Raw genomic sequence first — 23,789 nt, 5'->3', positions numbered from 1 at the left:
CCCCCGTATCCGCTCGCGGCGTCAAGAATTCGATGGTCGGAGCACATTGCCCCGCGGGACCGGCACGCGCCGGTCCCTTGCATGATCGAGATAGACGGCGATCGCCATGATCACCCCAAGCTCCCCCGGCGTGAAGACGAGGGAATACACCGAGGACGAGACGATCATGAAGAGCACGTAGTCCGAAAGCGCCTCCGAGAACGGCGTGCGCACGCGCGCGGCCGCCTTCACGGTGACGAAATACCCCCAGGCATAGACAGCGGCGATCAGGACCGCGCCGACCAGGCCATATTCAAACACCACGCCGACCCAGCCGAGGTCGGCGACATAGAACTGGTCGTTGCCGAAGATGTCCGCAAGGGTGACGGCGCCGAAGCGCGTCGTCGCGCCCACCCCGAGAATCCAGCGCCAGGCGTCGTCGCCGAGGAAGCCGGTGGCGAGGGCGAACGAGGTGTTGCGCACCGAGAGGGAGGAGCCGAACGCATCGCCGCCGCCGGCATTGAGCTTCCAGAACAGCAGCGCCACCGCCCCCGGCAGCACCAGGAGCCCAAGCCCCAGAACGAGGCGCCGCGGCACCCGCGGCATGCTCGCCAGCGCGCCGTAGCCGCACACCAGGACGGCGCCGGCGATGAAGGTCCGCTGCTTGTAGATCGACAGCAGCAGCACGAACGCCACCAGCAGTCCCAGCGCCGGCCACAGGCTCGGGCTGCGCATGAAGCGGCGCACCAGGTAGAACATCAGCAGGAAGCCGAAGAACAGCGGCATGTAGATGCGGTATCCGCGCTCCACCTCGTAGAGCAGCAGCTTTCCCTCGGACGGGTCGCTCGTGTACCAGCGCGTGGGGATGGTGAACCACAGCACCACCATCAGCACGAAGGTGCCGATCCCGAGCGCGAGGCACGCCCGGCGCAGCCGCTCGTCCGGCGGCGCCAGCCAGTAGAGCAGCGCCGAGAGGCCGAAATAGAAGCTGAACGGCCAGATCTTGACCGTGGTGGTGAGCGCGTCGACGAAGCCGTTGCCGAGCTGCACCATGGAGATCAGCGGCGTGAAGCCGATGGTGTAGGCGAACAGCACCAGATAGATGTGCTTGGCCGGCAGGTGCATGCGCGTCACGGCGTAGAGCGTGAGCGGCGCCGTGATGATGGGCCACGCCTTGGAGAGCAGATAGGGCGGCGGAAGCTCGTTGAGATAATAGAAGGTCTGCGCGAACAGCGGCAGCGTCGAGACCAGCACCGTCCAGCCGAACAGGCGCGGCAGCAGATCCCCGCCCGGCCGCGCCAGCGGCGCGCCGACGCTGCGGCGCAGCGGCATCACCACCCGCCGGCCGGGACGGTGGGTGACGACCCCGCTCACGGTGCCCCGCCGCCGGCATGCGGCCGCTTCGATCCCATGCCGTAGGCGGCGGGACCGAACCGCGCCTTGGCCACCATCCACAGCACCGGCAGGGAATCCACGAATACCCGCCGGGCGTGCCCCTTCGGATTGAGCAGCAGACGGTGCAGCCATTCGAGGCCGTGCCGTCGGTAAAAGTCCGGCGCCCGCTCGACGATGCCGGTGACGAAGTTGAGCGAGGAGCCGACGCACAGGCCGGTGCCGGTCGCGCCGCCGCGCGCCGCCACCATGCGGGCGAGATACTCCGACGGCGGGGCGCCCACGACGAAGAACACGTAGCGCGCCGGATGGGCGACCACGTAGTCGACGCAGGCCTCCACCTCCTCCGGCCGGTCGATGAAGCCCATGGAGGGGATGTGCATGTTCACGGCGCCGAGGCCGTACTGCTCCAGCAGGCGCCGGCGCATCTCCTCGCTGCCGCCGATCACCGTCAGCGTGTCGCCCGGCTTGATCGCGTGGGCGAACAGATAGGTGGTGAGGTCGCTGCCGGCGGCCTGCGGGATGTCGAGCCCGAACACCAATTTGGCGAGGCGGCGCGGCGTCGCCCCGTCGAGCAGGCGCAGCCAGGCATGGGCATAGGCGTCGGCGAAGCGCGCGTCCTTCAGCTCGCCGAGCCGGGTGAAATGGGCGGCGTTGGGCGTGACCACATAAGCGAAGGGCGCGCCGGGCGGCCGCGCCGCGATCAGCTCGGACGCCTCCTTCACGCCGAGGGCGGTGATCTCCACGCCCAGGAAGGGAACCCGCCGGATCGCCGGGGCTGTCGCGCCCCCGGCCGTGGCCTCAGTGTCCATGGCCCGACCTCGCTGCCTGCCCGGCGCGCCGCGCCGGCGAAGGTCCGCTGCGCCGGCGGCTCATCACGGGATGATGCTGCCGGTGTTGGTGGAGTAGCTGCCAAGGGTGTAGCTGAATGTGCGCTGGAACGGCACCACCTTGTTGATGAACTGGTCGATCCAAAGATTGACCTCGGCGATGGAGCTGCGCGGCACATAGATGATGTCGCCCGACATCAGCGGCACGTCGTCCGGGAAGCCGGTCTGGATCAGGTCGCGCACGTTGATGAGGCGCAGCATCGGCTCGTTGTTGGGGCCGCGGCGGATAAGCGCCACCTGGCCGGCGCGGGCCTCCTCGGTGAAGCCGCCGGCCAAGAGGATGCCCTGGAGCACGCCGGTTCCGGTGTCCGGCAGCTTGAAGGCGCCCTGGTTGGCGACCATGCCGCCCACATAGACGCGGGCCGCTGCCGCCTCCTCCAGAGAGATCACCACCTTCTGCTGGGCGAGCTCCTTGCGCGAGGCCTTGCTGACCGCTTCCTGCGCGCCCGCAAGGGTCATGCCCTCGACCCGCATCTGGCCCACGGCGCGCGGCGCCATGGTGCCGTCGGGGGAGACGGTCAGCTCCTCGTCCATCTCGCGGGTGATGAAATACTTGATCTTCACCTTGTCCCCCGGACCCAGCCGATAGACCGGCATGGCATTGGTCCAGGGCTTGAAGCGGTCGGCATTGATCTCGGTGAAACGCAGCTCGTGGCCGGTGGTGAAGGGCGCGGTGCCGGTGTCGCTGCTCGACGTGGTGGTGCAGCCGGTGAGGATGGCGCCGAGGACGACCAGAAGCGCTGGCGCCAGAGCCGTCGCCCGTGCATCCCGCCGCCGGTCCGCGCGCGTTCCCGACCGGCCGGCACGGGGCCGGCGCGCGTCGCGGATCGCATCGCGGGGTGAAACGGGCATCGGCAAACTCCGGCTCGAAACGCGCCAGACCCGCTCCCGAAGCAGCGTTTGCGGCGGCCCCGGAGGCGCGCGCGCAGGCCGCGGGAATCGGCAAACCTGGTAAACCGACGCTAAAAGCTCGTGGTTAATGGAGGGTTAGGCGCGGCCGGAAATGGTAAATGCCGGTCCCGTGGCCGAGCGGCCGCGGGCGCAGCCCGGCGGCCGGGCGCGCTGCGATGGACGGCGAATCGGGAAGGGGCCTGCGGGCGCCGCCGCGCGTCAGGTGCGCCGGTAGATCCACTCGGGCAGGTAATAGCGGCGGCCGAAGAACACGAAGCCCAGCAGCGTGCCGCCATTCTCCAGCACGCTGTCGCGCATGTGGACCGCCGACGGCTTGCGGGTGCTCTCGGCGCCGATCATCAGGATGTTGCCGTCCGCGAGCTGGTTCAGCCGGTCGGTGACGACGAAGGTGCCCTGGACCGGCGAGCAGACGATCACACACTCGAACGCCTGCTTCAGTTCGTCGCGCATGCGTATGCCGTCAACCAGCGGCAGGCGGACATTGAGCAGCGGCGACTTCTCCACGTCCACCGCCGTCCAGAGCTGCGGCAGCGGCGTGCGGGTGACGGCGAGGCCGCCCTTCATCTCGAAGCCCGAGCCGATCAGCGGCGAGGGCACCGGCGCGCACAGGTCGACGATCAGCGTGCGCAGACCGCGCTGGGTGGCGAACTCCTCGGCGAGGCGGCGGCAGAAGGCAGGCGTCTCCTCGCCCCGCTGCGGCGCGAGGAAATGGATGAGCTGCAGCGGCTTGTCGTCCACCCGCGTGTCGAGGAGCAGGGTCGCGAGGCCGCCGAGCGCGGTGTCGAGGGCGCGGGAGCCGGCATCCATCGCCCCGAACTCGGCGAGCACCGGCAATTGCAGCGCCCGCTCCGCTTCGCTCGGCATGATGAAGGTGGTGCGCAGCGCCGAGGCGATGGCGCCGGCGGCAGCGCCGAACAGGAGCCCGCCGAACAGGCCGGCGGCGAGGAAGGGAATGGCGAGGTTGCGGCTCGTCACCGAGGCGCCCGCCTCCTGCACCACGCGCACGTTGGATTCGCGCGTCTTGGCGGCGGTCTCCTCGATGTTCGCCGCCACCGCCCGGCGCAGATATTCACGATAGCCGTCGCTGAGCGTGTCGCGCCGGCGGTTCAGCTCGGTCAGCTGGGTCTCGGCGCCGCGCAGGGTGGCGAGGCGCTGCTCGGCCACCTTCTGCTGCTGCTCCAGCTCCACCAATTGCCGCCCGAGCGCGTCCTGCTCCACCCGGAGGCTGAGGATCATGTTCTGGACGTAGCTGATGGCCGGGTTGCGCACGTCGCGGTCGGTGGAATAGGGCCGCTCGCTGCGGTTCTCCATCTTGTTGCGCACGGTGGCGATCTGCCGGTCGATGTCGCGCAGCAGCTGGCTGCCCGGCGCGTACTGGGCCTTGATGCGGTCGCGCTCCACCAGGAGGCGGGTCAGGACGTTGGCGTCCTCGTCATTGCCCAAGGCGTCGGTCTTCTGGGTGAAGTCGAACACCTGCTCGGGCAGGCCCTTCATCTGCTTTTCCGCCTCGGCCAGCTGGGCGGTCACGGCCACCTGGCGCTCGGCCACCTGGCGCCGGCGCTGGAGCAGCGTGTCCACCTGGTTGGCGGCGAGGATGGCGTCCTGCGAGAACTCGATGATGCCCACCTTGTTCTTCAGCGCCTCGATGTCCCGGTCGGTGGCGGCAAGGTCGGCCTTGAAGCGCTCCACCTCGATCTGGAGGATGCGCGCGGTCGGGTTCTCGAACACCTTGCGGCGATAGGTGAGATAGTTGCGCACCAGCGCGTCGGTCGCCTCCACCGCCAGCGCACGGTTGGGCAGGGTGACGGAGACCTCGATCACGTTCGAGCCCGAGACCACCGATGTGCGCAGGACCTTGCGGAACTTCTCGATCGCCTGGTCCATCCGGTCGGCATCGGACTTCAGGAACGAGGCGACGTAGCTGAGCAGGCCGGAGGGAAACAGCCGGTCGATGCCGATCTGCTCGATGGTCGAGCGGATCACGTCGGCGCTCTCGAGGATCTGCACCTCGGATTCCACCTGCTTCAGGCCCTCGATGGAGAGCACGGCGGGGCCGCTGTCGGTGACGTTGCCGGCGTTGGTCACCTCGCGGCTCACGATCACCATGAGCAGGCTTTTCGCGGTGTACTCGGTCTTGGCCGTGAAGGCGGCGGCGAGCGCCAGCAGCAGCGGCACCATGGCCGCGATCAGCACGATGCGGATGTGGAAGAAGGTGGCGATCAGGAAGTCGCGGGTGGTGAAGGCGGGCGGCCGGTTCTCGGGCATGAGGCCGCCGGCGTTGACGTCCTGGTCGCGGACCGTCCCCGTCGTCTCCGCGCCGCCGTCCAAGGTCAAGCTCATCCGTACCCTTCTGGTCCAACGCGGCGGCGCAGCGGCCGCGATCCGCCGTGCGCGCCCCTCGCCCGGCCATGGCCCGCCGGCACAGAATGCGAAATCGGCCCTAAAGGCCGGTTAAGGCACCGGTCGTAGGCGGCCGACCTTCCGTTACAGGCGAACTTCGGCAGATTAAGGCCCATCAAAGCCCCGCGCCGGCTCACAGCGCGCGCGGCATCAGCCGGCGCACCGCGAGCGTGGTGCCGATGCCGCCCTGGGCGATGAAGATCGCGGTCGCCACCGCCGCGCCGAGCATGCCGAAGGGCGGGATCAGCACCGCGCACAGGACGCAGCACGAGACGAACTGGGCCGCGTTGAGCCAGCGCAGCACGCCGCCGTGGCCGGTCATGGCCAGCATGATGTCCTGGCAGGACAGGAGACAGTTCACCAATTGGCCGACGCTCATGATGACGAGCGCGGTGGCGGCGATCTCGAAGCCGGGGCCGATCAGCGCCAGCAGCGAGGCGGGAAAGATCATCATCGCCAGCACCACCGGCACGCCGAAGGCGGCCACGGTGAGGCGCACCTTGCGGTTCAGGCTCCTGAGTTCGTCCCATTCGCCCTGGCGGTGGTGCGCGGCGAACTTGGGCGCGGCGATGGTGCCGATGGAGATGATGACCACCCACACCAGCATCGAGATCCGGTTGGCGACGCTGAACGCGCCCACTTCCGAGGGCATGCCGAAGGCCGCCAGCAGCAGCACCGGCAGCGAGTTGAGGGTGATCTGCACCACCTCCACCACGCCCAGCGGCAGCGCGGTGCGCCAGAGCGCCGGCAGATGCTCCACCGCCGCCCCGTCGGCATTGGGATCGTCGGTCCTGAGGCGCCCGCGGTCGCGCCAGATCAGGACCACGCCCAGGAGCGCGGCGGCGAGATTGGCGGCGGCGAGGGCGTAGAGGATGCCGTCGAGCGAATGCACGCCCGCCGCCAGCGCCGCCAGCGTGAGGCCGGGCCACAGGCCGTTCTGCACCAGCTGGCCCAGCACGCCGCGGGTGAAGCCGGTGAGCGCGTGGCCGGTGAAGATGGCGAGCGTCTGCGGCACGATGGCGGCCGCCGAGATGGCGAGCGGACGCACGAGGTCCGGCTCCTTGAAGACGTAGACCGAGAGCGGCTGCGCCAAGAGGACGGTCGCCGCCGTGCCCAGCGCGCCGCCGAGCGTCACCCAGAAGGCGCCGACGAGCAGCGCGCGGCGCGCCTCCCGGCCCTTGTGGATCGCGAGCTCGGCCGCGACGTGGCGCATGACCGCCTTCTCGAAGCCGGCGCGGGTCAGCGTCGAGATCAGCAGCACCCAGGTCAGGCACAGGAAGAACAGGCCGGATTCATGGACGCCCAGAACCCGCGCCGCGATCATGTAGAGGCCGAGCTTGCCCACCATCTCCAGGGCGCGCACCACCAGCGCGGCCATATAGGCGCCGTAGGTGCGGACCATGTGATAAAGCGTGTCGAGCCGGTTGAGCGTCATCTGGCTGGGACTGGCGCCGCAGGCAAGGGCCGAGGCGGAGGGAGTTGAGGCGATGCGAGACCAGATGGGCGCGCGCACGCACCCGCCTGCCCTTGCCGGGCGATGTGGACGTTCCGGCAACAAGCATGCCGGTCGGCGCGGCGCAAGCGCCGCCATCAAGGCCGCCGGGCCGAAGCATGGCCGTGGGCGCCTCGCCGCGGGCCTCGCGCTGCTGCTCGCCGTCGCCGCGCCGCCGAAGCCCGTGCTTGCCCAGCTGGACGCGCAGGGCAAGAGCGACCTGCCCGGCCAGCAGTCGGTGGACCCGGAGCTCGACCCCTTCCCGTTCGACGGACGCCTGGCGCTGCGCGCCTATTTCAAGGAGCGGCTGCCTTCCATGTGGTGGGCCAACGAGCCGGAGTACAATCTGGGACGGTATTCAATAACCATTCACGCCCCGGATTCCTGGCGCGGCAACCCCACCGCCGCCCTGCTGGCGCTCTGCCCGCAGCCCTACAGCAACCTGTGGACCGGCATCAAATCGTTCGAGCTGAAGGTGATGTACAAGAGCGCGCCCTGGCCCGGCGTCACCTGCCGCCCCTGAGCCACCTGCCGCCCCTGAGCGCGGCCGGCCGGATCAGCGCGGCGGGGTGGGCACCGCCGGCGGAACCTGCTCCTCGCGCAGCGGGCCATGGGTCATCTGGTTGACCTGCATGCGCTGCGCGCGCCGGCGCTCGTTCACGCCCAGGAACAGGGCGCGCAGCACGAAGCCGAAGAACACCATCGTGCTCGCGGTCGACAGGATGATGACGAGGCCCGCCACCACCTGGAAGGCCACCGTGGGATAGAGCGCCGCGAGCGGGATGATGCTCAGCACGGCAAGGGTCAGAACGATGGTGCGAAACTGCGGCATGGCCTTCATCCGGCGGGACGCCCCAGGAACAGGCCGGGTTCGTCGATCGGGCAAAATATCATCGCGGACCCCTGAAATAAAGCTGAAGGCCCGGAAGGCGGCGTCTCTGCTTGAATTCCGTCCAGAACGGCCTCCCTCTCCCGCTTGCAGGGGAAGGGGTGGAGAGAGAGCGGCCCTTTCCTTAAGCGCGGGCGATGGAAGCAAGCGCGACGGCAGGGGACACCGGCGCCGGCCCGGCGCCCCCCGGGGCACGGCCGGCCTCAGATGTCGCAGCCGTTGCCGAGCGGCGCGTTCACCAGCGCCGAATTGCGATAGCGCGGATCGGAGGTCACCTCCTCTCCCGCCCAGCTCGGCAGGTCGACGGCCTCGTCGGGATGCTTGAGCTCGATCTCGGCCACAACGAGACCCCGATTCTCGCCCTCGAACACGTCGATGGTCCAGGTCTTGCCGGCATGGTCCACGAAATGGCGCGTCTTCTCGATGATCGGCCGGGTGCACAGCGTCTCCAGCATGGCGGCGCCGTCGGCGAAGGGAATCTTGTACTCGTACTCCGCCCGCGAGATGCCTTCGGTCCGGCTCTTCACGGTGATGAAGGCGTCCTGGTCGGCGAGGCGAACGCGCACGGTCGCATCCTCGCCGAGGCACAGATAGCCCTGGCGGATTCGGCAGGCGCGCGCGTCCGCGCGCCACGCGTCGGACGTCACGAGGAACTTGCGCTCGACTTCGACGGACATGAAAGGCGGACACCCAGACGCGTATGCCGGGCACCATAGCCCGACCGCCCCCGGCGCCGTCCAGCCCGGTCATGGGCGGCAGTTGTTGCGTCGCAGCACGAAAACGTTTTCCCTGCCATGCAACCGTAAAAGCCTTTGCCCCAAAAGTAACGGCCGCCCAAGGCGGCGGCCGCTTCACCTGCGCTCTGTCGCCGCAGCCGACGCCTCGATCGGCAGGCGGCGATCTTCGCGGCGGTCAGGCGTGCACCTTGCGCTTGGGCATGGAGGAGGCCTCCGCGTCCACGTCATGGCGCGAGGGCGGGTTGGTGGCGCCGATGGTGGTGATGCGCATGATGTTGGTGGTGCCCGCCTTGGCGAACGGCACGCCGGCGGTGATGGCGAGGCGGTCGCCCGGCTTGCCGAGCCCGTGCTCCACCGCCACCCGAACCGCCGTGTCCACCATCTCGCCGAAGGAGTGGATGTCCTCCTTCATGTGCACCGCATGCACGCCGTAGGACAAAGCGAGCCGGCGCGCCGTCTCCACCTTGGGCGTGAGGCCGAGGATCGGGATCATGGGCCGCTCGCGCGCGGCCCTGAGGCCCGTGGTGCCCGAGGAGGTGAAGGCCACGAAGGCGGTGGCGTCCACGGCGATGGCGGCCTGATAGGTGGCCTTGGTGACGGCATCGCCGATGGTCTTGCCCCATTCCGCCTGGGTGGCGTCCAGCACCTGGCGGTAGCCGGGATCGCGCTCCACATGGCGGATGATGTCGTCCATGAACGTCACGGCCTCCACCGGGAACTGGCCGGCGGCGGTCTCGGCCGAGAGCATCACGCAGTCCGCGCCCTCGTAAACTGCGGTGGCGACGTCGGAGACCTCGGCGCGGGTCGGCGCCGGGGCGGTGATCATGGATTCCAGCATCTGCGTCGCCACGATCACCGGCCGGCCGAACTTGCGCGATTCCGCGATCATGCGCTTCTGCAGCGCCGGCACCTCCGCGAGGGAGAGCTCCACGCCCAGGTCGCCGCGCGCCACCATGATGGCGTCGGAGAGCTCCACCAGCTCGGTGAGGTGCTCCACCGCCGCCGGCTTCTCCATCTTCAGCATCACCGCCGCGCGCCCCTTGATGAGGTCGCGGGCCTCATAGATGTCCTCCGGGCGCTGGACGAAGGAGAGCGCGATCCACTCGACGCCCTGCTCGCAGGCGAATTCGAGGTCGGCCCGGTCCTTCCCGGTGAGCGGGGACAGAGGCAGGACCACGTCGGGAATGTTGAAGCCCTTGTTGTTGGAGAGCTTGGTGCCCGCCACCACCTGGGCCTCCAGGAAGCCCTTGCCCTTCTTGATCACCTTGAGGCGCACCTTGCCATCGTCGCACAGCACGGTGGAGCCGACGGTCAGCGCCTCCAGGATATCGGGATGGGGGATCGGCACGCGTGTCTCGTCGCCGAGCCTGTCCACGTCGGCGTCGAAATGGAGCACGTCGCCGGCCTTGAGCGCGATCGACCCGTCCCTGAAGCGGCCGATGCGCAGCTTCGGCCCCTGCATGTCGGCGATGACGCCGATCGGCCGGCCCATCTCCTTCTCCAGGCGGCGGATGCGGGCCAGCACCTCGCCGTGGTCGGCCTGCGTGCCGTGGCTGAAGTTGAGGCGGAACACGTCGACGCCGGCGAGGAACAGGGCCTTCAGCTTCTCCTCGCTGTTGGAGGCGGGTCCCACCGTGGCGACGATCTTGGTGGAGCGGTCGCGCTTTTGATGGTGTCGCTTCGTGGGCATCGTTTTCCTCCTACTCCCGGCTTCGTCAGGCACGGGCTGGCGTGTTTAGGTCATGATGGCCCGCAAACGTGTAAGCATAAAGTCGCAGAAAAGGCAGCAGAGCTGCCGCATTTGGGCGCTTCGCCCCTGCTCCTCTCGGGTCCTGCCCCCTCAGCCTTATCCTCTCCCCACCGGAAAGTGGGGAGGCGCCCAACTTGCGGCGGGCGCACGGCGCCGCCTTTCGCAGGAAACGCGCACCCGCGCGGCCGGCACGACGGGGATATCCTCTCCCGGAGGGAGAGGGTGGGGGTGAGGGGTTCGCCGCTCGGTCGCAAGAGGAGACCGCGACCGTCTTCAACCCCTAACAGCCTGGCCGCGCCACGCGTCAGGCCACGTCGTGGCCGGCCATCAGCTCCAGCGCCTTCACCAGCGCGGAGTGGTCCCACTTCGCGCCGCCATGGGCGACGCAGGCGTTGAACAGCTCCTGCGCATTGGCGGTGTTGGGCAGGCTCACGCCCAGCGCGCGCGCGCTCTGGAGCGCGAGGTTCAGGTCCTTCTGGTGCAGCTCGATGCGGAAGCCGGGATCGAAGGTGCGCTTGATCATGCGCTCGCCGTGCACCTCCAGGATGCGCGAGGTGGCGAGCCCGCCCATGAGCGCCTGGCGCACCTTGGCCGGGTCCGCGCCCGCCTTGGAGGCGAAGACCAGGCCTTCCGCCACCGCCTCGATGGTGAGCGCGACGATGATCTGGTTCGCCACCTTCGCCGTCTGGCCGGCGCCGACGCCGCCCACCAGGGTGATGTTCTTGCCCATCTTCTCGAACAGCGGCTTCACGGTCTCGAAGGTGGCATCCGCGCCGCCCACCATGATGGTGAGGGAGGCGGCCTTGGCGCCCACCTCGCCGCCGGAGACCGGGGCGTCGAGATAGTCCGCGCCATTCTCCTTGAGCCGCGCGGCGAACTCCTTGGTGGCGACCGGCGAGATGGAGCTCATGTCCACCACGATCTTGCCGGCGGAGATGCCCTCGGCGACGCCGTCCTTACCGAACAGCACCTTCTCCACGTCGGGCGTATCGGGGACCATGGTGATGACGATGTCGGCCCGGCGCGCCACCTCGGCCGGCGAGCCGGCATCCACCGCGCCCTTGTCGAGCAGTTCCTGCGCGGGCTTGGAGCGGTTGTGGACGTAGAGCGTGTGGCCCGCGTCGATGAGGTGGCCCGCCATGGGGCGGCCCATGATGCCGAGACCGATGAAACCGACCTTCATGTGCGTTTCTCCTGAAGAGGACTGGTGTTCGCAGGGCTACGTGTCGTCTCCCGCAGCCGTCATGGCCGGGCTTGTCCCGGGCATGACGGAGCCAAGATTGCTCACCCCTTGTAGGGCGCGAACCAGCCGAGGCCTTCGTCGGTGATGGTCCTGGGCTTGTACTCGGCGCCGATCCAGCCGTCATAGCCCATGGCGTCGATGGCCTCGAACAGGAACGGATAGCTGATCTCGCCCGTGCCCGGCTCGTTGCGGCCGGGATTGTCGGCGAGCTGGATGTGCCTGATGCGGGCGATGTTGGCGCGCAGGGTCGGCGTGAGGTCCCCCTCCATCACCTGCATGTGGTAGATGTCGTACTGGAAGAACGCGTCGTCCGCGCCCACCTCGTCCAGCACCGCCAGCGTCTGGCGGGTATTGGTGAGGTGGAAGCCGGGGATGTCGCGGGTGTTGATCGCCTCCACCACGAAGGGAAAGCCCGCCTTCTTCAGCTCGGCGGCGGCGAACTTCAGGTTCTTCACCAGCGTCTCGTGGACGGTCTCGGCCGGAACATCCTTCGGCGTGATGCCGGCGAGGCAGTTGATGGCCTTGGTGCCGAGCGCCTTGGCATAGGCGATGGCCTGCCCCACCCCGTCCTGGAACTCGCCCTCGCGGCCGGGCAGGCAGGCGATGCCGCGCTCGCCCTTGGCCCAGTCGCCGGCCGGCAGGTTGTGCAGCACCTGGGTCAGGCCGTGCTTCCGGAGCCGCTCCGCCAGCGCCTCCTTCTCGTAAGGATAGGGGAAGAGATACTCGACCCCGGTGAAGCCCGCATCCGCCGCCTTGGCGAAGCGGTCGAGGAAGTCGACCTCATTCCACAGCATGGTGAGGTTGGCGCAGAACTTGGGCATGTCGTCTCCGCTGGCTGAGCCTTGGTTCTTGTGGAGATTGGGTCTTGCGGGCGATCCGCCGTGCCAATCCCCGGTCATACCGTCATGCCCCGGCTTGTCGGGGGCATCCACGGTTATCCGAAGCGCGCGGCGTTGGGGAGGGGCGGATTCCCCGGACAAGCCGGGGGATGGCGCGAAGCGCGGGAGCCGGGCCTTGGAACGGCCGCGCGATCGGGCCTATTCCGCCGGCTCGAGGGCCTTCGCCGCGCCGAGGGGTAGATCGAGCACCTCCTCGAACTCGGTGATCTTGTCGATCTCGATCCCCATGGCGATGTTGGTCACCCGCTCGAGGATGAATTCCAGCACCACCGGCACCTGATGCTCGGCCATGAGCTTCTCGGCCTGCGCGAACGCATCCTTGAACTCGTTGGGCGTGCGCACGCGGATCGCCTTGCAGCCGAGGCCCTCGGCCACCGCCACGTGGTCGACGCCGTAGCCGCCGGCCTCCTCGGAGTTGATGTTCTCGAATGCGAGCGAGACCTCGAAGTCCATGTCGAAGCCGCGCTGGGCCTGGCGGATCAGGCCGAGATAGGAATTGTTCACCACCACGTGGAGGTAGGGCAGCTTGTGCTGCGCGCCCACCGCCAGTTCCTCGATCAGGAACTGGAAGTCATAATCGCCCGAGAGCGCGACGATCCTGGCGTCGGGCCGCGCCGCGCGCACGCCGAGCGCCGCCGGCAGGGTCCAGCCGAGCGGGCCGGCCTGACCGCAATTGATCCAGTTGCGCGGGGAATAGACGTTGAGGAACTGCGCGCCGGCGATCTGCGAGAGACCGATGGTGGTGACGTAGGTCACGTCACGGCCGAGCGCCTCGTTCATCTCCTCATAGACCCGCTGGGGCTTGAGCGGCACGTTGTCGAAGTGCGACTTGCGCAGCATGGTCTGCTTGCGGGCAAGACATTCGGCCGCCCAGGCGGACCAGTCGGGCAGGCTGCCCGCGGCCTTCAGTTCCTTCGCCGCCGCGACGAACAGCTCCAGCGCCGCCTTGGCGTCGGAGACGATGCCGAAATCCGGGCCGAACACGCGGCCGATCTGGGTCGGCTCGATGTCCACATGGATGAACTTGCGGCCCTTGGTGTAGACCTCCACAGAGCCGGTGTGCCGGTTGGCCCAGCGGTTGCCGATGCCGGTGACGAAGTCGGAGGCCAGCAGGTTGGCGTTGCCGTAGCGGTGCGAGGTCTGCAGGCCGCACATGCCGGCCATCAGCGGATGGTCGTCGGGGATGGTGCCCCAGCCCATGAGGGTGGGGATCACCGGCATGCCGGTGAGCTCGGCGAATTCCACCAGCAGATCGGAGGCATCGGCATTGATGATGCCGCCGCCGGCGACGATCAGCGGGCGCTCGGCCTGAACGATCATCCCCATCGCCTTGTCGATCTGCGCCCGCGTCGCCTTCGGCTTGTAGACCGGCAGCGGCGCGTAGGTGTCCTCGTCGAACTCGATCTCGGCCAGCTGCACGTCGAGCGGCAGGTCGATCAGCACCGGGCCGGGGCGGCCGGAGCGCATCACGTGAAAGGCCTGCTGGAACACCATGGGCACCAGCGCCGGCTCGCGCACCGTGACCGCCCACTTGGTGACCGGCTTGGCGATGGATTCGATGTCCACCGCCTGGAAGTCCTCCTTGTAGAGGCGAGCCCGCGGCGCCTGGCCGGTGATGCACAGGATCGGGATGGAGTCGGCGGAAGCCGAGTAGAGGCCGGTGATCATGTCGGTGCCGGCCGGGCCGGAGGTGCCGATGCACACGCCGATGTTTCCGGCCACCGCGCGGGTGTAGCCCTCCGCCATGTGGGAGGCGCCCTCCACGTGGCGCGCCAGCACGTGGCGGACCGAACCCCGCGCCTTCAGCGCGGAGTAAAGCGGGTTGATGGCCGCGCCGGGAACCCCGAACGCGGTGCTGATGCCTTCCTTCTCCAAAACGCGAACGGCGGCGTCGACGGCTCTCATCCGGGCCATGGCGTCCTCCTCGGGCTAGCGTGTTGTTCTTGGTCTTTTGTATATGCCTCCGTGTTTTTCGCTTCTATGGAAGAGATGGAACGACATTGATGCATTATAGGCAATAAATGTGCGCGCCCTATCTCCGATCGCAACGGCGGTGGTAGGCTGCCGCAATCGACCTGGGGAGGCGGGCTGGGGAGGCGGGAATGAGGGGGCATCGAGCCATTCGGCATATGCTGTGGGCTGGCGTGGCGGCGGGCGCCTGCGCCTTCGCTCCGGGCGCGAGCGCGCAGGCGCTGAGCGAGCTGTCCTGCCGGGCGCTCTGGTATCAGCGCAACGCGGTCTATGCGGAGCAGGGCTACTGCTTCAAGACCAAGGATGCCATCGCCACCTTCGGCGAAAGGTGCTTCCCGCCCTACGGCCAGCTCACCCCGGCGCAGCAGCGCTACGTGAACGAGGTCAAGGCCTGGGAGGCCCGCCGCGGCTGCCGCTGAAGCCGCCCGGCCTGCGAACGGCTCGCATCCCGCGCCGACATGCTATAGATGCCCGCCCGCCCAGCCGTGGACGCCCCTGACGGGACGCCCAACCGGGATGCGCCTTCCGGATGCGCCCCCAGCCAGCGCCGAACCAACGCCAAGGACGGCACCAAGCAGCCATGACCGACATCGCCACGCGGGTCTACAACCACGACTGGAAGATCGACCCCATCGTGCGGTCGGTGCTCGACACCGATTTCTACAAGCTGCTGATGGGACAGACCATCTTCCGCCGCCATCCGGGCACGCGGGTGACGTTCGGCATCCATAACCGCACGTCCGCGATCCGCCTCGCCGACATCATCGACATCGGCGCCCTGCGCGAGCAGCTCGACCATGTGCGCTCGCTCTCGCTCACGCGCGGCGAGAGCACCTGGCTGCGCGGCAACATGTTCTACGGCAAGCGGCAGATGTTCTCGCCCGACTATGTGGCCTGGCTCGAGCGCTTCCGCTTCCCCGCCTATCACCTGGAGAAGTGGGACGGGCAGTACGAGCTGGTGTTCGAGGGCCCGTGGGTCGAGACCACCATGTGGGAGATCCCGGCGCTCGCCATCATCAACGAATTGCGCTCGCGCGCGGTGCTCAAGGGCATGGGCAAGTTCGAGCTCCAGGTGCTCTATGCCCGCGCCATGACGCGGGTGTGGGAGAAGGTGGAGTTCCTGAAGACCCTCGCCCCCATCAACATCGCCGACTTCGGCACCCGCCGGCGCCACGGCTTCCTGTGGCAGGACTGGTGCGTGCAGGCGCTGATCGAGGGGCTGGGCGAGGGCTTCCTCGGCACCTCCAACTGCCTCATCGCCATGCGGCGTGAGGTGGAGGCCACCGGCACCAACGCCCACGAGCTGCCCATGGTCTATGCCGCGCTGGCGCGCAGCGACGCCGAGCTGGCCTGGGCCCCCTACCAGGTGCTCGCCGACTGGCAGGAGGACTACGAGGGCAATCTGCGCGTGATCCTGCCCGACACCTTCGGCACCGCCGGCTTCCTCGCCCACGCGCCGGACTGGGTGGCGCAATGGACCGGCATCCGCATCGACAGCAAGGAGCCGGTCGAGGGCGGCGAGGAGGCCATCGCCTGGTGGCGCGCGCGCGGCCAGGATCCGCGGGACAAGCTCGCCATCTTCTCCGACGCCCTCGACGTGGAGGAGGTGGCGCGCATCCACCACGCCTTCAACGGCCGCATCCGCATGGGCTTCGGCTGGGGCACGCTGCTCACCAACGACTTCCGGGGACTGGTGCCCAACGGCGCGCTCGACCCGATCTCCATCGTCTGCAAGGTGATCTCGGCCAACGGGCACGCGGCGGTGAAGCTCTCCGACAATCCCACCAAGGCCATGGGGCCGCCGGCCGAGATCGCGCGCTACAAGCGCATCTTCGAGGTCGGCGCCCAGGAGGCGCGGCCGGCGCTGGTGTGATCCGCGCCGACCTTGCGCAACCCTATTGCGGCTTCCAGGCCCTGAGCAGCAGCGCGTTGGCGATCACGCTCACGGACGACAGCGCCATCGCCGCCGCCGCCACCATGGGCGACAGCAGGAGCCCGATCGCCGGATAGAGCACGCCGGCCGCGATCGGCACGCCCGCCGCATTGTAGAGGAAGGCGAAGACGAGGTTGCGGCGGATGTTCGCCATGGTTGCCCGCGACAGCGAGCGGGCATGGGCGATGCCGTTGAGGTCGCCCTTCAGGAGCGTGATGCCGGCGCTCTCCATGGCGATGTCGGTGCCGGTGCCCATGGCGATGCCCACGTCCGCCACCGCCAGCGCGGGGGCGTCATTGATGCCGTCGCCGGCCATGGCCACCACGTGGCCCTCGCCGCGCAGGCGCGTCACCACGTCGGCCTTGTGGTCGGGCAGGACCTCGGCCTCCACCTCGGTGATGCCGAGGCGCTTGGCGACCGCGAGCGCGGTGGTGCGGTTGTCGCCGGTGAGCATGACCACGCGCACGCCGTCCTTGGCGAGGCGCTTCAGCGCCGCCTCGGTGGTCTCCTTCACCGGGTCGGCGACCGCGATCACGCCGCCGGCGCGGCCGTCCACCGCCACGAACACCGTGGTGGCGCCGTCGCGCCGGTGGCTTTCCGCCACCGCCGTCAGGTGGTCGACCGGAACGCCGTGGTCGCCCAGATAGATGGCATGGCCCACCACCACGCAGTGCCCGTCGACTGTGCCGGCGATGCCCTTGCCGGCGACCGCGGCGACGTCGGCGGGCGCGGCGAGAGGCAGGTCGCGCGCCTTGGCCTCCGCCACCATGGCGGCGGCGAGCGGGTGCTCGCTCGCCCGCTCGAGGCTGGCGGCGAGGCGCAGCAGCTCGTTCTCGTCCTCGCCGTGGCCGGCGTGCACCGCCACCACCTTGGGCTTGCCGACGGTGAGGGTGCCGGTCTTGTCGACCACCACCACGTCCACCTTCTCCATGCGCTCCAGCGCCTCGGCATTCTTGACCAGCACGCCGAGCTGCGCGCCGCGCCCCACCCCCACCATCACCGACATGGGGGTGGCGAGCCCGAGGGCGCAGGGGCAGGCGATGATGAGCACGCTCACCGCGGCCAGCAGCGCGAAGGTGAGGCGCGGCTCGGGGCCGACCGCCATCCACACCACGAAGGCGACGCAGGCGACGGCGAACACCGCCGGCACGAACCATGAGGACACCTGGTCGGCGAGGCGCTGGATCGGCGCGCGCGAGCGCTGGGCCTGGGCCACCATCTGCACGATCTGCGACAGCAGGGTCTCGCGGCCGACCTTCTCGGCCCTCATGAGGAAGGCGCCGGAGGCATTGACGGTGCCGCCGATCACCTTCTCGCCGGTCTCGCGGGTGACGGGCATGGATTCGCCGGTGACGAGGCTCTCGTCCACCACCGCCCGGCCCTCGGTGACGACGCCGTCCACCGGCACTTTCTCGCCGGGACGCACGCGCAGCACGTTGCCGGGAGCGACGAGATCGAGGGCGACCTCCTCGTCGGCGCCGTCCGCCCTCACCCGCAGCGCGGTCTTGGGCGCCAGCGAGAGCAGCGCCTTGATGGCGCCGGAGGTCTGCTCGCGGGCGCGGAGCTCCAGCACCTGCCCGAGCGCCACCAGCACGGTGATGACGGCCGCCGCCTCGAAATAGACCGGCACGCCGCCCTCATGGCTCTGGAAGCCGTGCGGGAACAGGCCGGGCGCGAAGGTGCCGACCAGCGAGTAGAGGTAGGCCACCCCGGTGCCCATGGCGATGAGCGTGAACATGTTGTAGTTGCGCGACTTCAGCGACAGCCAGCCGCGCGCGATGAAGGGCCAGCCGACCCACAGCACCACCGGCGTCGCAAGCGCGAACTGCACGTAGTTGGAGAGCTGCTGCGGCAGCAGGTGCAGGCCGAGGAGATGCTGCCCCATCTCCAGCACGAAGACCGGCAGGGTCAGCGCGAGGCCGATCCAGAAGCGCCGCGTCATGTCGGCGAGCTCCTGGTTCGGCCCTTCGTCCAGGGTGACGACCTCGGGCTCCAGCGCCATGCCGCAGATCGGGCAGATGCCGGGGCCGATCTGCCGAATCTCGGGGTCCATGGGGCAGGTATAGATGGTGCCTTCCGGCACCTCGGCGGGCGGCGGCGGCGCCTTCTCGCCGGTATAGACGCCGGGATCGGCCTTGAACTTGGTCTCGCACGAGGACGAGCAGAAGAAATAGGTCTTGCCCGCATGGCGCGCGGCATATTTCGCGGTGGCCGGCGCGACGCTCATGCCGCAGACCGGATCGGTCACCGGGGCGAGATACTGCTGCGGATCGGCCTCGAACTTGGCCTTGCAGCCGTTGCAGCAGAAATAGAACGTGCGCCCCTCATGGGTGGCGCTCGGCTTGCCGGCCTCTGGCGAGGGGTCCACGTCCATGCCGCAGACCACGTCCTTCACCTTGGCCGACGCCGCGGGAGGCGGCGCGCCATGGTCATGGTCGTGATCATGCCCGCCGCAGCAGGCGGCCTTGGGCGCGTCGCTCGCGGCCCCGGCCGGCTTCGGCGCGGCGGACAGGTCGAGCGGGGCCGGCGCCTTGCCGCCGCAGCAATCGTGCGCCTCGGCGCCGGCGGGCGTTCCATTCGGGGAAGGGTCGTGTGCCATGGCGGCTCCAGGGAATCTCTCGCCAGATGGGGCCAATCCCGCGGCGGCGGCCTTGCGCTGGCTCACAATGGGCAAAACTTTCGCACCCAAGGGGTTCTCGGCTTGTCGTATATACCCATAGGGGGTATATGGCAAGGCATGCACAGCGCCGACAAAGACCGTGTCCTGAAGCGCCTCGCCCGGATCGAGGGCCAGACGCGCGGCCTCTCCCGCATGGTGGAGGAGGACCGCTACTGCATCGACGTGATCACCCAGATCGCCGCCGTGCGCGCCGCGCTGAAGAAGGTGGAGGAGGAGGTGCTGCGCCAGCATGTGGCGCACTGCGTCGAGCACGCCATCCGCTCCGGCGACGCCGAGGACCAGCGCCGCAAGGTGGCCGAGCTGATGGACGTGATCGTCCGCGCCGAACGGTAGGGCGTGGCGCGGCTGGGGAGAGGCCGCCCGAGCCAAGTCGCGCCGCTGCGCGAGAGAGCCTAATTCGCCGACCAAGAGCGCAAGGACGGCGGCTGGCGCCGGCGGGAACCGGAAGCGCGCCTGCGCGCTCTTGCAGCGCCTTCAGCGCACCTCGTCGAGGAACGCGCGCACCTCGGCGCCGTCCACGTCCTTCGCCACGAAGGCGTCGCCGATGCCGCGGACTAGGATGAAGGTGAGCGCGCCGCGGCTGACCTTCTTGTCCTGGGCGATGAGGCGCATCAGCCCGTCCGTGTCCGGCAGTTCGCCCGGAACGTCGGCGATGCGGGTGGGCAGGCCCACCGCCTCAAGGTGGCGCTCAACCCGGCCCACGTCCTGGCCCGGGCACAGGCCGAGCCGGCGCGAGAAGGCGAAGGCGAGCGCCATGCCGATCGACACCGCCTCGCCGTGCAGCAGCCGGTCGGAGAAGCCGGCCCCCGCCTCCAGCGCGTGGCCGAAGGTGTGGCCGAGGTTGAGCAGCGCCCGGTCGCCGGTCTCCTTCTCGTCGCGGGCGACGATGGCGGCCTTGGCCTCGCAGCTCTTCGCCACCGCGAAGATGCGCTCCGGCCCGCCGCCGATGACGCCCGGCCAATCCTTTTCCAGGGTGTCGAAGAAGGCGGCGTCGCCCAAAAGGCCGTATTTCACCACCTCGGCATAGCCGGCCTTCACCTCGCGCGCCGGCAGGGTGTCGAGGGCCGCGGTGTCGGCCAGCACCAGCACCGGCTGATGGAAGGCGCCGACCAGGTTCTTGCCCTGGGGCGAGTTGATGCCTGTCTTGCCGCCGACCGAGGAATCCACCTGGGAGAGCAAGGTGGTCGGCGCCTGCACCACGTCGACGCCGCGCCGCAGCACCGCGGCGGCGAAGCCCGAAAGGTCGCCCACCACGCCGCCGCCCAGCGCCAGGACCAGGTCGCGACGCTCGATGCGGGCGCCGATCAGCGCCTCCACCACCTGCTCCAGGCCCTTGTAGCTCTTGGTCTTCTCCCCCGGCGCCACCACCACGGCGACGTTCTCGATGCCGGCGGCGGAGAGCGAGGCCTCCACGGTGGCGAGATGCACCGCGGCGACGTTGGCGTCGGTGACAATGGCGACCCGCGCGCCCGGCCGCAGCGCCGCAACGCGCGCGCCCGCCTCCCGGAGCAGGCCGGGGCCGATCTCGATGTCGTAGGGCCGTCCCGCCACGTCCACATGCACCGTGCGGCGCGGAGCCTCGGTGGAGGCGGCGGGGGAAGCGGCGGTCGCGGGCATGGGGGCAGCCTTCAGGAATCTAGCGCAGCGGGCGGGGCGAGGCGATCGAGATGCCGCGCCACGGCCTCCACCACCTCCTCCACCACCGTGTCGTGCATCACGTCGCGGCTGTCCACGACGAGGTCGGCCAGCGCATAGGTGTCGCCGCGCTGGGCAAGCAGCGCCTGCAGGCGCTCGGCGGGGTCGCCCTGGGCGAGCAGCGGGCGATCGGTGCGCTTCTTCACGCGCTTCAGCAGCGTCGAGAGGTCGGCGCGCAGCCACACGGAGACGCCCCGCGCGGCGACCGCGGCGCGCGTCTCCGCATTCATGAAGGCGCCGCCGCCGGTGGCGAGCACCAACGGCCCGGACTGGAGCAGCCGCGCCACCACGCGCTTCTCGCCCTCGCGGAACTCGGCCTCGCCGCGCTGGGCGAAGATGTCGGGAATGCTCATGCCGGCGGCCTTCTCGATCTCTTCGTCCGCGTCCACGAACGGCAGGCCGAGGCGCTTGGAGAGTCGCCGTCCCACCGACGACTTGCCGGCGCCGGGCATGCCCACGAGCACGATCGAGCGCCCGGCGAGCCTTTGGGCGAGATCTTCCAGCGGCCGGAAGCCGCGCGCGCTTTCTTCGTCCTGGTTCAAAGACGCCTCCGGCCCGGTTCTCTTTACGCGCCGTTTGGGTTGGCCCTATCACCGCTTCGGCGAACCGGCAATGAGGTTGAACACTGCGCCGCCCCGTGGCACGCCTTGCCTGTGTGCGGCGGCGCTTGGTGATTCGGCGCGCGAGGGAGACGGCGGATGCCCACTTTGATCCGCATCATCGTGGTCCTGGCCCTGCTGTTCGGCGCGGGCTACGCGGCCTTGTGGGCGCTCGCCAACTGGGTCGAGCCGCAGGAACGCGAGATCACGCTCACCGTGCAGCCGGAGCGCATGGAGCGATGAGCGCCTCCGGCCCGCTCGCGCTGTTCCTGGACATGCAGGCGGTGGAGCGCGGCGCGAGCGGCAACACGCTTGAGGCCTACCGGCGCGATCTTGAGGATTTCGCCGCCTTCCTGAAGGCGAAGGGCGGCGGCCTCGCCGGCGCCGCCACGACGGACATCCGCGCCTATCTCGCCGATCTCTCGGACCGCGGCTTCGCCACCACCACGGTGGCGCGGCGGCTGTCGGCGGTGCGCCAGTTCTACCGCTTCCTGTTCGCCGAGGGCCATCGCGGCGACGACCCCGCCGCGGTGCTGGAAGGCCCCAAGCGCGGCCGCGCCTTGCCGAAGGTGCTGACGCTGGAGGAGGTGACGCGTCTCATCGAGACCGCCCACCGCCGCGCCGGCGAGCTTCCGCCCGCGCCCGGCGAGAAGCCGCCCCCCGAGGTCCGCCGCCGCCTGCGCGTCGCCGCCATGGTGGAGCTGCTCTATGCCAGCGGGCTGCGCGTGTCGGAGCTGGTGGCGCTGCCGGTCACGGCGGCGCGGGCCAAGGCGGACGCGATCATCGTCACCGGCAAGGGCGGCAAGGAGCGGCTCGTGCCCCTGAGCGGCCCCGCCAAGGCGGCCATGGCGGCCTATCTGGAGGCGCGGCGGGCGGCCGGGCTGGAGGCGGCGCGCTGGCTGTTCCCTTCCAGCTCCGAGAGCGGCCATGTGACGCGCCAGCAGGCCGGACGCGACCTGAAGGACCTTGCCGCCGCGGCGGGCGTTGCTCCCGCGAAGCTCTCGCCCCACGTGCTGCGCCACGCCTTCGCCAGCCATCTGCTCGCCCATGGGGCGGACCTGCGGGTGGTGCAGACCCTGCTCGGCCATGCCGACGTGGCGACGACCCAGATCTACACCCACGTCCTGGACGAGCGCCTCAAGGACATGGTGCGCGACCTGCATCCGCTCTCGGAGGGTTGAGCGCCGAGGATTGGGGACTTTTGCCGCGCTCCCCTTTCATCGGCGGGAGCGGCGGCCTATATTCCCAGGGCCGGCGCAAGCCGGCTATGGCGATAAACGGTTGTCGGAATAGGCCTTTCGGACCCGGGGGCGGTACCCGGCGCCTCCACCAGAACCCATAGCGCGCGTGGCGCGGGGTGGGTTCCGGCGGGGGCGAAATAGGATCGACGAGGGTGTAAAGGGCATTCTTTCGCTCGGCATGGTTCCGCCGTCATCGGGCCGACCTATAGTTGCGAATGACAACTATGCTCCGGTTGCTCAGGCCGCGTGAGCGGTTTGAAAGACCAAATCAAAGTCCTCCCGGGTAGCACCGGATAGGCGGGGTTCGGAGGCACCTGGCAACAGAAGCCTCCACTTCCCTTCCGTTCGGCCGGGCGGCGGGCGAGGCAAAAACGGCCCTGCCCGGGTCCGAGCGCAGAGCCCGCGGGCCGCGCGCCGTGATGCGGGAGGCCAGCGCCGGCCGGGATCATTCGGTTTCAGCGGGCCCATGACGGTCGATCACATCCGTTACGATCTTCTCGCCCAGGAGGCCCTGCGCTCCGTGGTGCGGCGCGTGCTCTCCGACGCCGCGCGCGACGGCCTGCCGGGCGACCATCATTTCTACATCTCCTTCGATACCCGCGCCCCCGGCGTGCGTCTCTCCCAGCGCATGCGGGAGAAGTATCCGGAGGAGATGACCATCGTGCTCCAGCATCAGTTCTGGGACCTGATCGTCACCGAGGCCGGCTTCGAGGTCGGGCTCTCGTTCGGCGGCGTGCCGGAGAAGCTGGTGATCCCGTTGTCGGCGCTGAAGGGCTTCTTCGACCCCTCCGTGAAGTTCGGCCTCCAGTTCGAGCTTGCCACGCCCGAGGGCGCCGAGGCGCAGGAGGCGCCGGCCAGCGTCGACCTTCCGGCCGGCGCGGGCCGCCCGTCGCGCGGCGCGGCTTCCGAGCCGGCCCTCGCCAGCGCCCGGCGTGCGCCGGGCCAGGATGCGCCCGGCTCCGCCACGACCGCCGAGGCCGCGCAGGATGGGGCGGAGGAGACGCCCGCACGCACCGGCGGCGCCGAGGTGGTGCAGCTCGACGTGTTCCGCAAGAAGTAGCGGCTTCCCCTCCTCCTTCGGCCCTGC

The 23,789-nt window shown here is 69.5% G+C and carries 21 protein-coding genes and 1 other RNA gene; 8 read left to right on the top strand and 14 right to left on the bottom strand.

Features of this window, described 5'->3' with window-relative positions; all coding sequences use genetic code 11:
* Positions 1 to 21: 21 nt before the first annotated feature.
* From V5F67_RS04210 to V5F67_RS04190, 5 genes are all read right to left on the bottom strand, one after another.
* On the bottom strand, positions 22 to 1,353 hold the full coding sequence (locus tag V5F67_RS04210) for a hypothetical protein (RefSeq protein WP_394021498.1): 1,332 nt from the start codon (positions 1,351 to 1,353) through the stop codon (positions 22 to 24).
* Positions 1,350 to 2,183: a WecB/TagA/CpsF family glycosyltransferase gene (locus V5F67_RS04205; protein ID WP_394021499.1), complete on the bottom strand. Its 834-nt coding sequence runs from the start codon at positions 2,181 to 2,183 to the stop codon at positions 1,350 to 1,352. The genes V5F67_RS04210 and V5F67_RS04205 overlap by 4 nt, the downstream gene beginning before the upstream one ends.
* 63 nt (positions 2,184 to 2,246) lie before the next feature.
* On the bottom strand, positions 2,247 to 3,113 hold the full coding sequence (locus tag V5F67_RS04200; RefSeq protein ID WP_394021500.1) for a polysaccharide biosynthesis/export family protein: 867 nt from the start codon (positions 3,111 to 3,113) through the stop codon (positions 2,247 to 2,249).
* A gap of 258 nt (positions 3,114 to 3,371) precedes the next feature.
* On the bottom strand, positions 3,372 to 5,513 hold the full coding sequence (locus tag V5F67_RS04195) for an exopolysaccharide transport family protein (protein ID WP_394021501.1): 2,142 nt from the start codon (positions 5,511 to 5,513) through the stop codon (positions 3,372 to 3,374).
* Positions 5,514 to 5,706: 193 nt separating this feature from the next.
* Positions 5,707 to 7,008, bottom strand: coding sequence for a lipopolysaccharide biosynthesis protein (locus V5F67_RS04190; RefSeq protein WP_394021502.1), 1,302 nt, complete (start codon positions 7,006 to 7,008; stop codon positions 5,707 to 5,709).
* A 52-nt stretch (positions 7,009 to 7,060) separates the two neighbouring features.
* On the opposite strand from V5F67_RS04190, the gene V5F67_RS04185 reads away from it, so the two are divergent.
* Positions 7,061 to 7,588, top strand: coding sequence for a hypothetical protein (locus V5F67_RS04185; protein WP_394021503.1), 528 nt, complete (start codon positions 7,061 to 7,063; stop codon positions 7,586 to 7,588).
* A 33-nt stretch (positions 7,589 to 7,621) separates the two neighbouring features.
* Here V5F67_RS04185 and V5F67_RS04180 read toward each other — a convergent pair whose 3' ends face one another.
* The 6 genes from V5F67_RS04180 to gcl all read right to left on the bottom strand — a co-directional run bounded on the left by V5F67_RS04180 (position 7,622) and on the right by gcl (position 14,497).
* The gene (locus tag V5F67_RS04180) at positions 7,622 to 7,897 is read right to left on the bottom strand and encodes a hypothetical protein (RefSeq protein WP_394021504.1); all 276 of its coding nucleotides are present in this window, start codon (positions 7,895 to 7,897) and stop codon (positions 7,622 to 7,624) included.
* 260 nt (positions 7,898 to 8,157) lie between these two features.
* The gene (locus V5F67_RS04175) at positions 8,158 to 8,631 is read right to left on the bottom strand and encodes a CYTH domain-containing protein (protein ID WP_394021505.1); all 474 of its coding nucleotides are present in this window, start codon (positions 8,629 to 8,631) and stop codon (positions 8,158 to 8,160) included.
* A 235-nt stretch (positions 8,632 to 8,866) separates the two neighbouring features.
* Complete coding sequence (gene pyk, locus V5F67_RS04170; RefSeq protein WP_394021506.1) at positions 8,867 to 10,381, bottom strand: pyruvate kinase; 1,515 nt, start codon at positions 10,379 to 10,381, stop codon at positions 8,867 to 8,869.
* A 364-nt stretch (positions 10,382 to 10,745) separates the two neighbouring features.
* Complete coding sequence (locus V5F67_RS04165; protein WP_394021507.1) at positions 10,746 to 11,624, bottom strand: 2-hydroxy-3-oxopropionate reductase; 879 nt, start codon at positions 11,622 to 11,624, stop codon at positions 10,746 to 10,748.
* Positions 11,625 to 11,725: 101 nt separating this feature from the next.
* Positions 11,726 to 12,505 carry a hydroxypyruvate isomerase gene (gene hyi, locus V5F67_RS04160; protein WP_394021508.1) on the bottom strand — a complete coding sequence of 260 codons (780 nt, stop codon included), beginning with the start codon at positions 12,503 to 12,505 and terminating at the stop codon, positions 11,726 to 11,728.
* Between the two features lie 216 nt (positions 12,506 to 12,721).
* Positions 12,722 to 14,497, bottom strand: coding sequence for a glyoxylate carboligase (gene gcl, locus V5F67_RS04155; RefSeq protein WP_394021509.1), 1,776 nt, complete (start codon positions 14,495 to 14,497; stop codon positions 12,722 to 12,724).
* A gap of 215 nt (positions 14,498 to 14,712) precedes the next feature.
* Between gcl and V5F67_RS04150 the strand changes: the two genes are divergently transcribed.
* On the top strand, positions 14,713 to 14,973 hold the full coding sequence (locus V5F67_RS04150) for a YARHG domain-containing protein (protein ID WP_394021510.1): 261 nt from the start codon (positions 14,713 to 14,715) through the stop codon (positions 14,971 to 14,973).
* A 161-nt stretch (positions 14,974 to 15,134) separates the two neighbouring features.
* The gene (gene pncB / locus V5F67_RS04145; protein WP_394021511.1) at positions 15,135 to 16,427 is read left to right on the top strand and encodes a nicotinate phosphoribosyltransferase; all 1,293 of its coding nucleotides are present in this window, start codon (positions 15,135 to 15,137) and stop codon (positions 16,425 to 16,427) included.
* A gap of 22 nt (positions 16,428 to 16,449) precedes the next feature.
* Here the strand turns inward: pncB and V5F67_RS04140 are convergent, their stop codons facing one another.
* Positions 16,450 to 19,086, bottom strand: a complete 2,637-nt coding sequence (locus V5F67_RS04140) for a heavy metal translocating P-type ATPase (protein ID WP_394021512.1) — start codon at positions 19,084 to 19,086, stop codon at positions 16,450 to 16,452.
* Positions 19,087 to 19,224: 138 nt separating this feature from the next.
* Here V5F67_RS04140 and V5F67_RS04135 point away from each other — a divergent pair, with 138 nt between their 5' ends.
* Positions 19,225 to 19,500, top strand: a complete 276-nt coding sequence (locus V5F67_RS04135) for a metal-sensitive transcriptional regulator (protein ID WP_394021513.1) — start codon at positions 19,225 to 19,227, stop codon at positions 19,498 to 19,500.
* A gap of 141 nt (positions 19,501 to 19,641) precedes the next feature.
* On the opposite strand, the gene aroB is transcribed toward V5F67_RS04135, so the two are convergent.
* Both aroB and V5F67_RS04125 read right to left on the bottom strand, forming a co-directional pair.
* Complete coding sequence (aroB, locus tag V5F67_RS04130; protein WP_394021514.1) at positions 19,642 to 20,784, bottom strand: 3-dehydroquinate synthase; 1,143 nt, start codon at positions 20,782 to 20,784, stop codon at positions 19,642 to 19,644.
* An 11-nt stretch (positions 20,785 to 20,795) separates the two neighbouring features.
* Complete coding sequence (locus V5F67_RS04125; RefSeq protein ID WP_394021515.1) at positions 20,796 to 21,404, bottom strand: shikimate kinase; 609 nt, start codon at positions 21,402 to 21,404, stop codon at positions 20,796 to 20,798.
* A gap of 156 nt (positions 21,405 to 21,560) precedes the next feature.
* On the opposite strand from V5F67_RS04125, the gene V5F67_RS04120 reads away from it, so the two are divergent.
* The 4 genes from V5F67_RS04120 to V5F67_RS04105 all read left to right on the top strand — a co-directional run bounded on the left by V5F67_RS04120 (position 21,561) and on the right by V5F67_RS04105 (position 23,762).
* The gene (locus V5F67_RS04120; protein ID WP_394021516.1) at positions 21,561 to 21,704 is read left to right on the top strand and encodes a hypothetical protein; all 144 of its coding nucleotides are present in this window, start codon (positions 21,561 to 21,563) and stop codon (positions 21,702 to 21,704) included.
* Positions 21,701 to 22,642, top strand: coding sequence for a site-specific tyrosine recombinase XerD (locus V5F67_RS04115; protein WP_394021517.1), 942 nt, complete (start codon positions 21,701 to 21,703; stop codon positions 22,640 to 22,642). The genes V5F67_RS04120 and V5F67_RS04115 overlap by 4 nt, the downstream gene beginning before the upstream one ends.
* A gap of 30 nt (positions 22,643 to 22,672) precedes the next feature.
* Positions 22,673 to 23,037: a transfer-messenger RNA gene (gene ssrA / locus V5F67_RS04110) on the top strand.
* Positions 23,038 to 23,168: 131 nt separating this feature from the next.
* Complete coding sequence (locus V5F67_RS04105; RefSeq protein ID WP_394021518.1) at positions 23,169 to 23,762, top strand: SspB family protein; 594 nt, start codon at positions 23,169 to 23,171, stop codon at positions 23,760 to 23,762.
* Positions 23,763 to 23,789: the final 27 nt, after the last annotated feature.

The organism is Xanthobacter pseudotagetidis (assembly GCF_043194795.2).
Taxonomy (GTDB): Bacteria; Pseudomonadota; Alphaproteobacteria; order Rhizobiales; family Xanthobacteraceae; genus Xanthobacter; species Xanthobacter tagetidis_A.
Note: the sequence above shows the minus strand (reverse complement) of the source record. Positions and strands in the feature narration are given on the sequence as shown.

Bases quoted from the DNA above. Each gene is read 5' to 3' on its own strand.
- V5F67_RS04120 (WP_394021516.1), top strand. From the start codon at position 21,561: ATGCCCACTTTGATCCGCATCATCGTGGTCCTGGCCCTGCTGTTCGGC.
- V5F67_RS04165 (WP_394021507.1), bottom strand. From the start codon at position 11,624: ATGAAGGTCGGTTTCATCGGTCTCGGCATCATGGGCCGCCCCATGGCG.
- V5F67_RS04185 (WP_394021503.1), top strand. From the start codon at position 7,061: ATGCGAGACCAGATGGGCGCGCGCACGCACCCGCCTGCCCTTGCCGGG.
- V5F67_RS04175 (WP_394021505.1), bottom strand. From the start codon at position 8,631: ATGTCCGTCGAAGTCGAGCGCAAGTTCCTCGTGACGTCCGACGCGTGG.
- V5F67_RS04105 (WP_394021518.1), top strand. From the start codon at position 23,169: ATGACGGTCGATCACATCCGTTACGATCTTCTCGCCCAGGAGGCCCTG.
- pyk (WP_394021506.1), bottom strand. From the start codon at position 10,381: ATGCCCACGAAGCGACACCATCAAAAGCGCGACCGCTCCACCAAGATC.
- pncB (WP_394021511.1), top strand. From the start codon at position 15,135: ATGACCGACATCGCCACGCGGGTCTACAACCACGACTGGAAGATCGAC.
- aroB (WP_394021514.1), bottom strand. From the start codon at position 20,784: ATGCCCGCGACCGCCGCTTCCCCCGCCGCCTCCACCGAGGCTCCGCGC.
- V5F67_RS04195 (WP_394021501.1), bottom strand. From the start codon at position 5,513: ATGAGCTTGACCTTGGACGGCGGCGCGGAGACGACGGGGACGGTCCGC.
- V5F67_RS04150 (WP_394021510.1), top strand. From the start codon at position 14,713: ATGCTGTGGGCTGGCGTGGCGGCGGGCGCCTGCGCCTTCGCTCCGGGC.
- V5F67_RS04135 (WP_394021513.1), top strand. From the start codon at position 19,225: ATGCACAGCGCCGACAAAGACCGTGTCCTGAAGCGCCTCGCCCGGATC.
- V5F67_RS04200 (WP_394021500.1), bottom strand. From the start codon at position 3,113: ATGCCCGTTTCACCCCGCGATGCGATCCGCGACGCGCGCCGGCCCCGT.
- V5F67_RS04115 (WP_394021517.1), top strand. From the start codon at position 21,701: ATGAGCGCCTCCGGCCCGCTCGCGCTGTTCCTGGACATGCAGGCGGTG.
- V5F67_RS04190 (WP_394021502.1), bottom strand. From the start codon at position 7,008: ATGACGCTCAACCGGCTCGACACGCTTTATCACATGGTCCGCACCTAC.
- gcl (WP_394021509.1), bottom strand. From the start codon at position 14,497: ATGGCCCGGATGAGAGCCGTCGACGCCGCCGTTCGCGTTTTGGAGAAG.
- V5F67_RS04140 (WP_394021512.1), bottom strand. From the start codon at position 19,086: ATGGCACACGACCCTTCCCCGAATGGAACGCCCGCCGGCGCCGAGGCG.
- V5F67_RS04180 (WP_394021504.1), bottom strand. From the start codon at position 7,897: ATGCCGCAGTTTCGCACCATCGTTCTGACCCTTGCCGTGCTGAGCATC.
- hyi (WP_394021508.1), bottom strand. From the start codon at position 12,505: ATGCCCAAGTTCTGCGCCAACCTCACCATGCTGTGGAATGAGGTCGAC.
- V5F67_RS04205 (WP_394021499.1), bottom strand. From the start codon at position 2,183: ATGGACACTGAGGCCACGGCCGGGGGCGCGACAGCCCCGGCGATCCGG.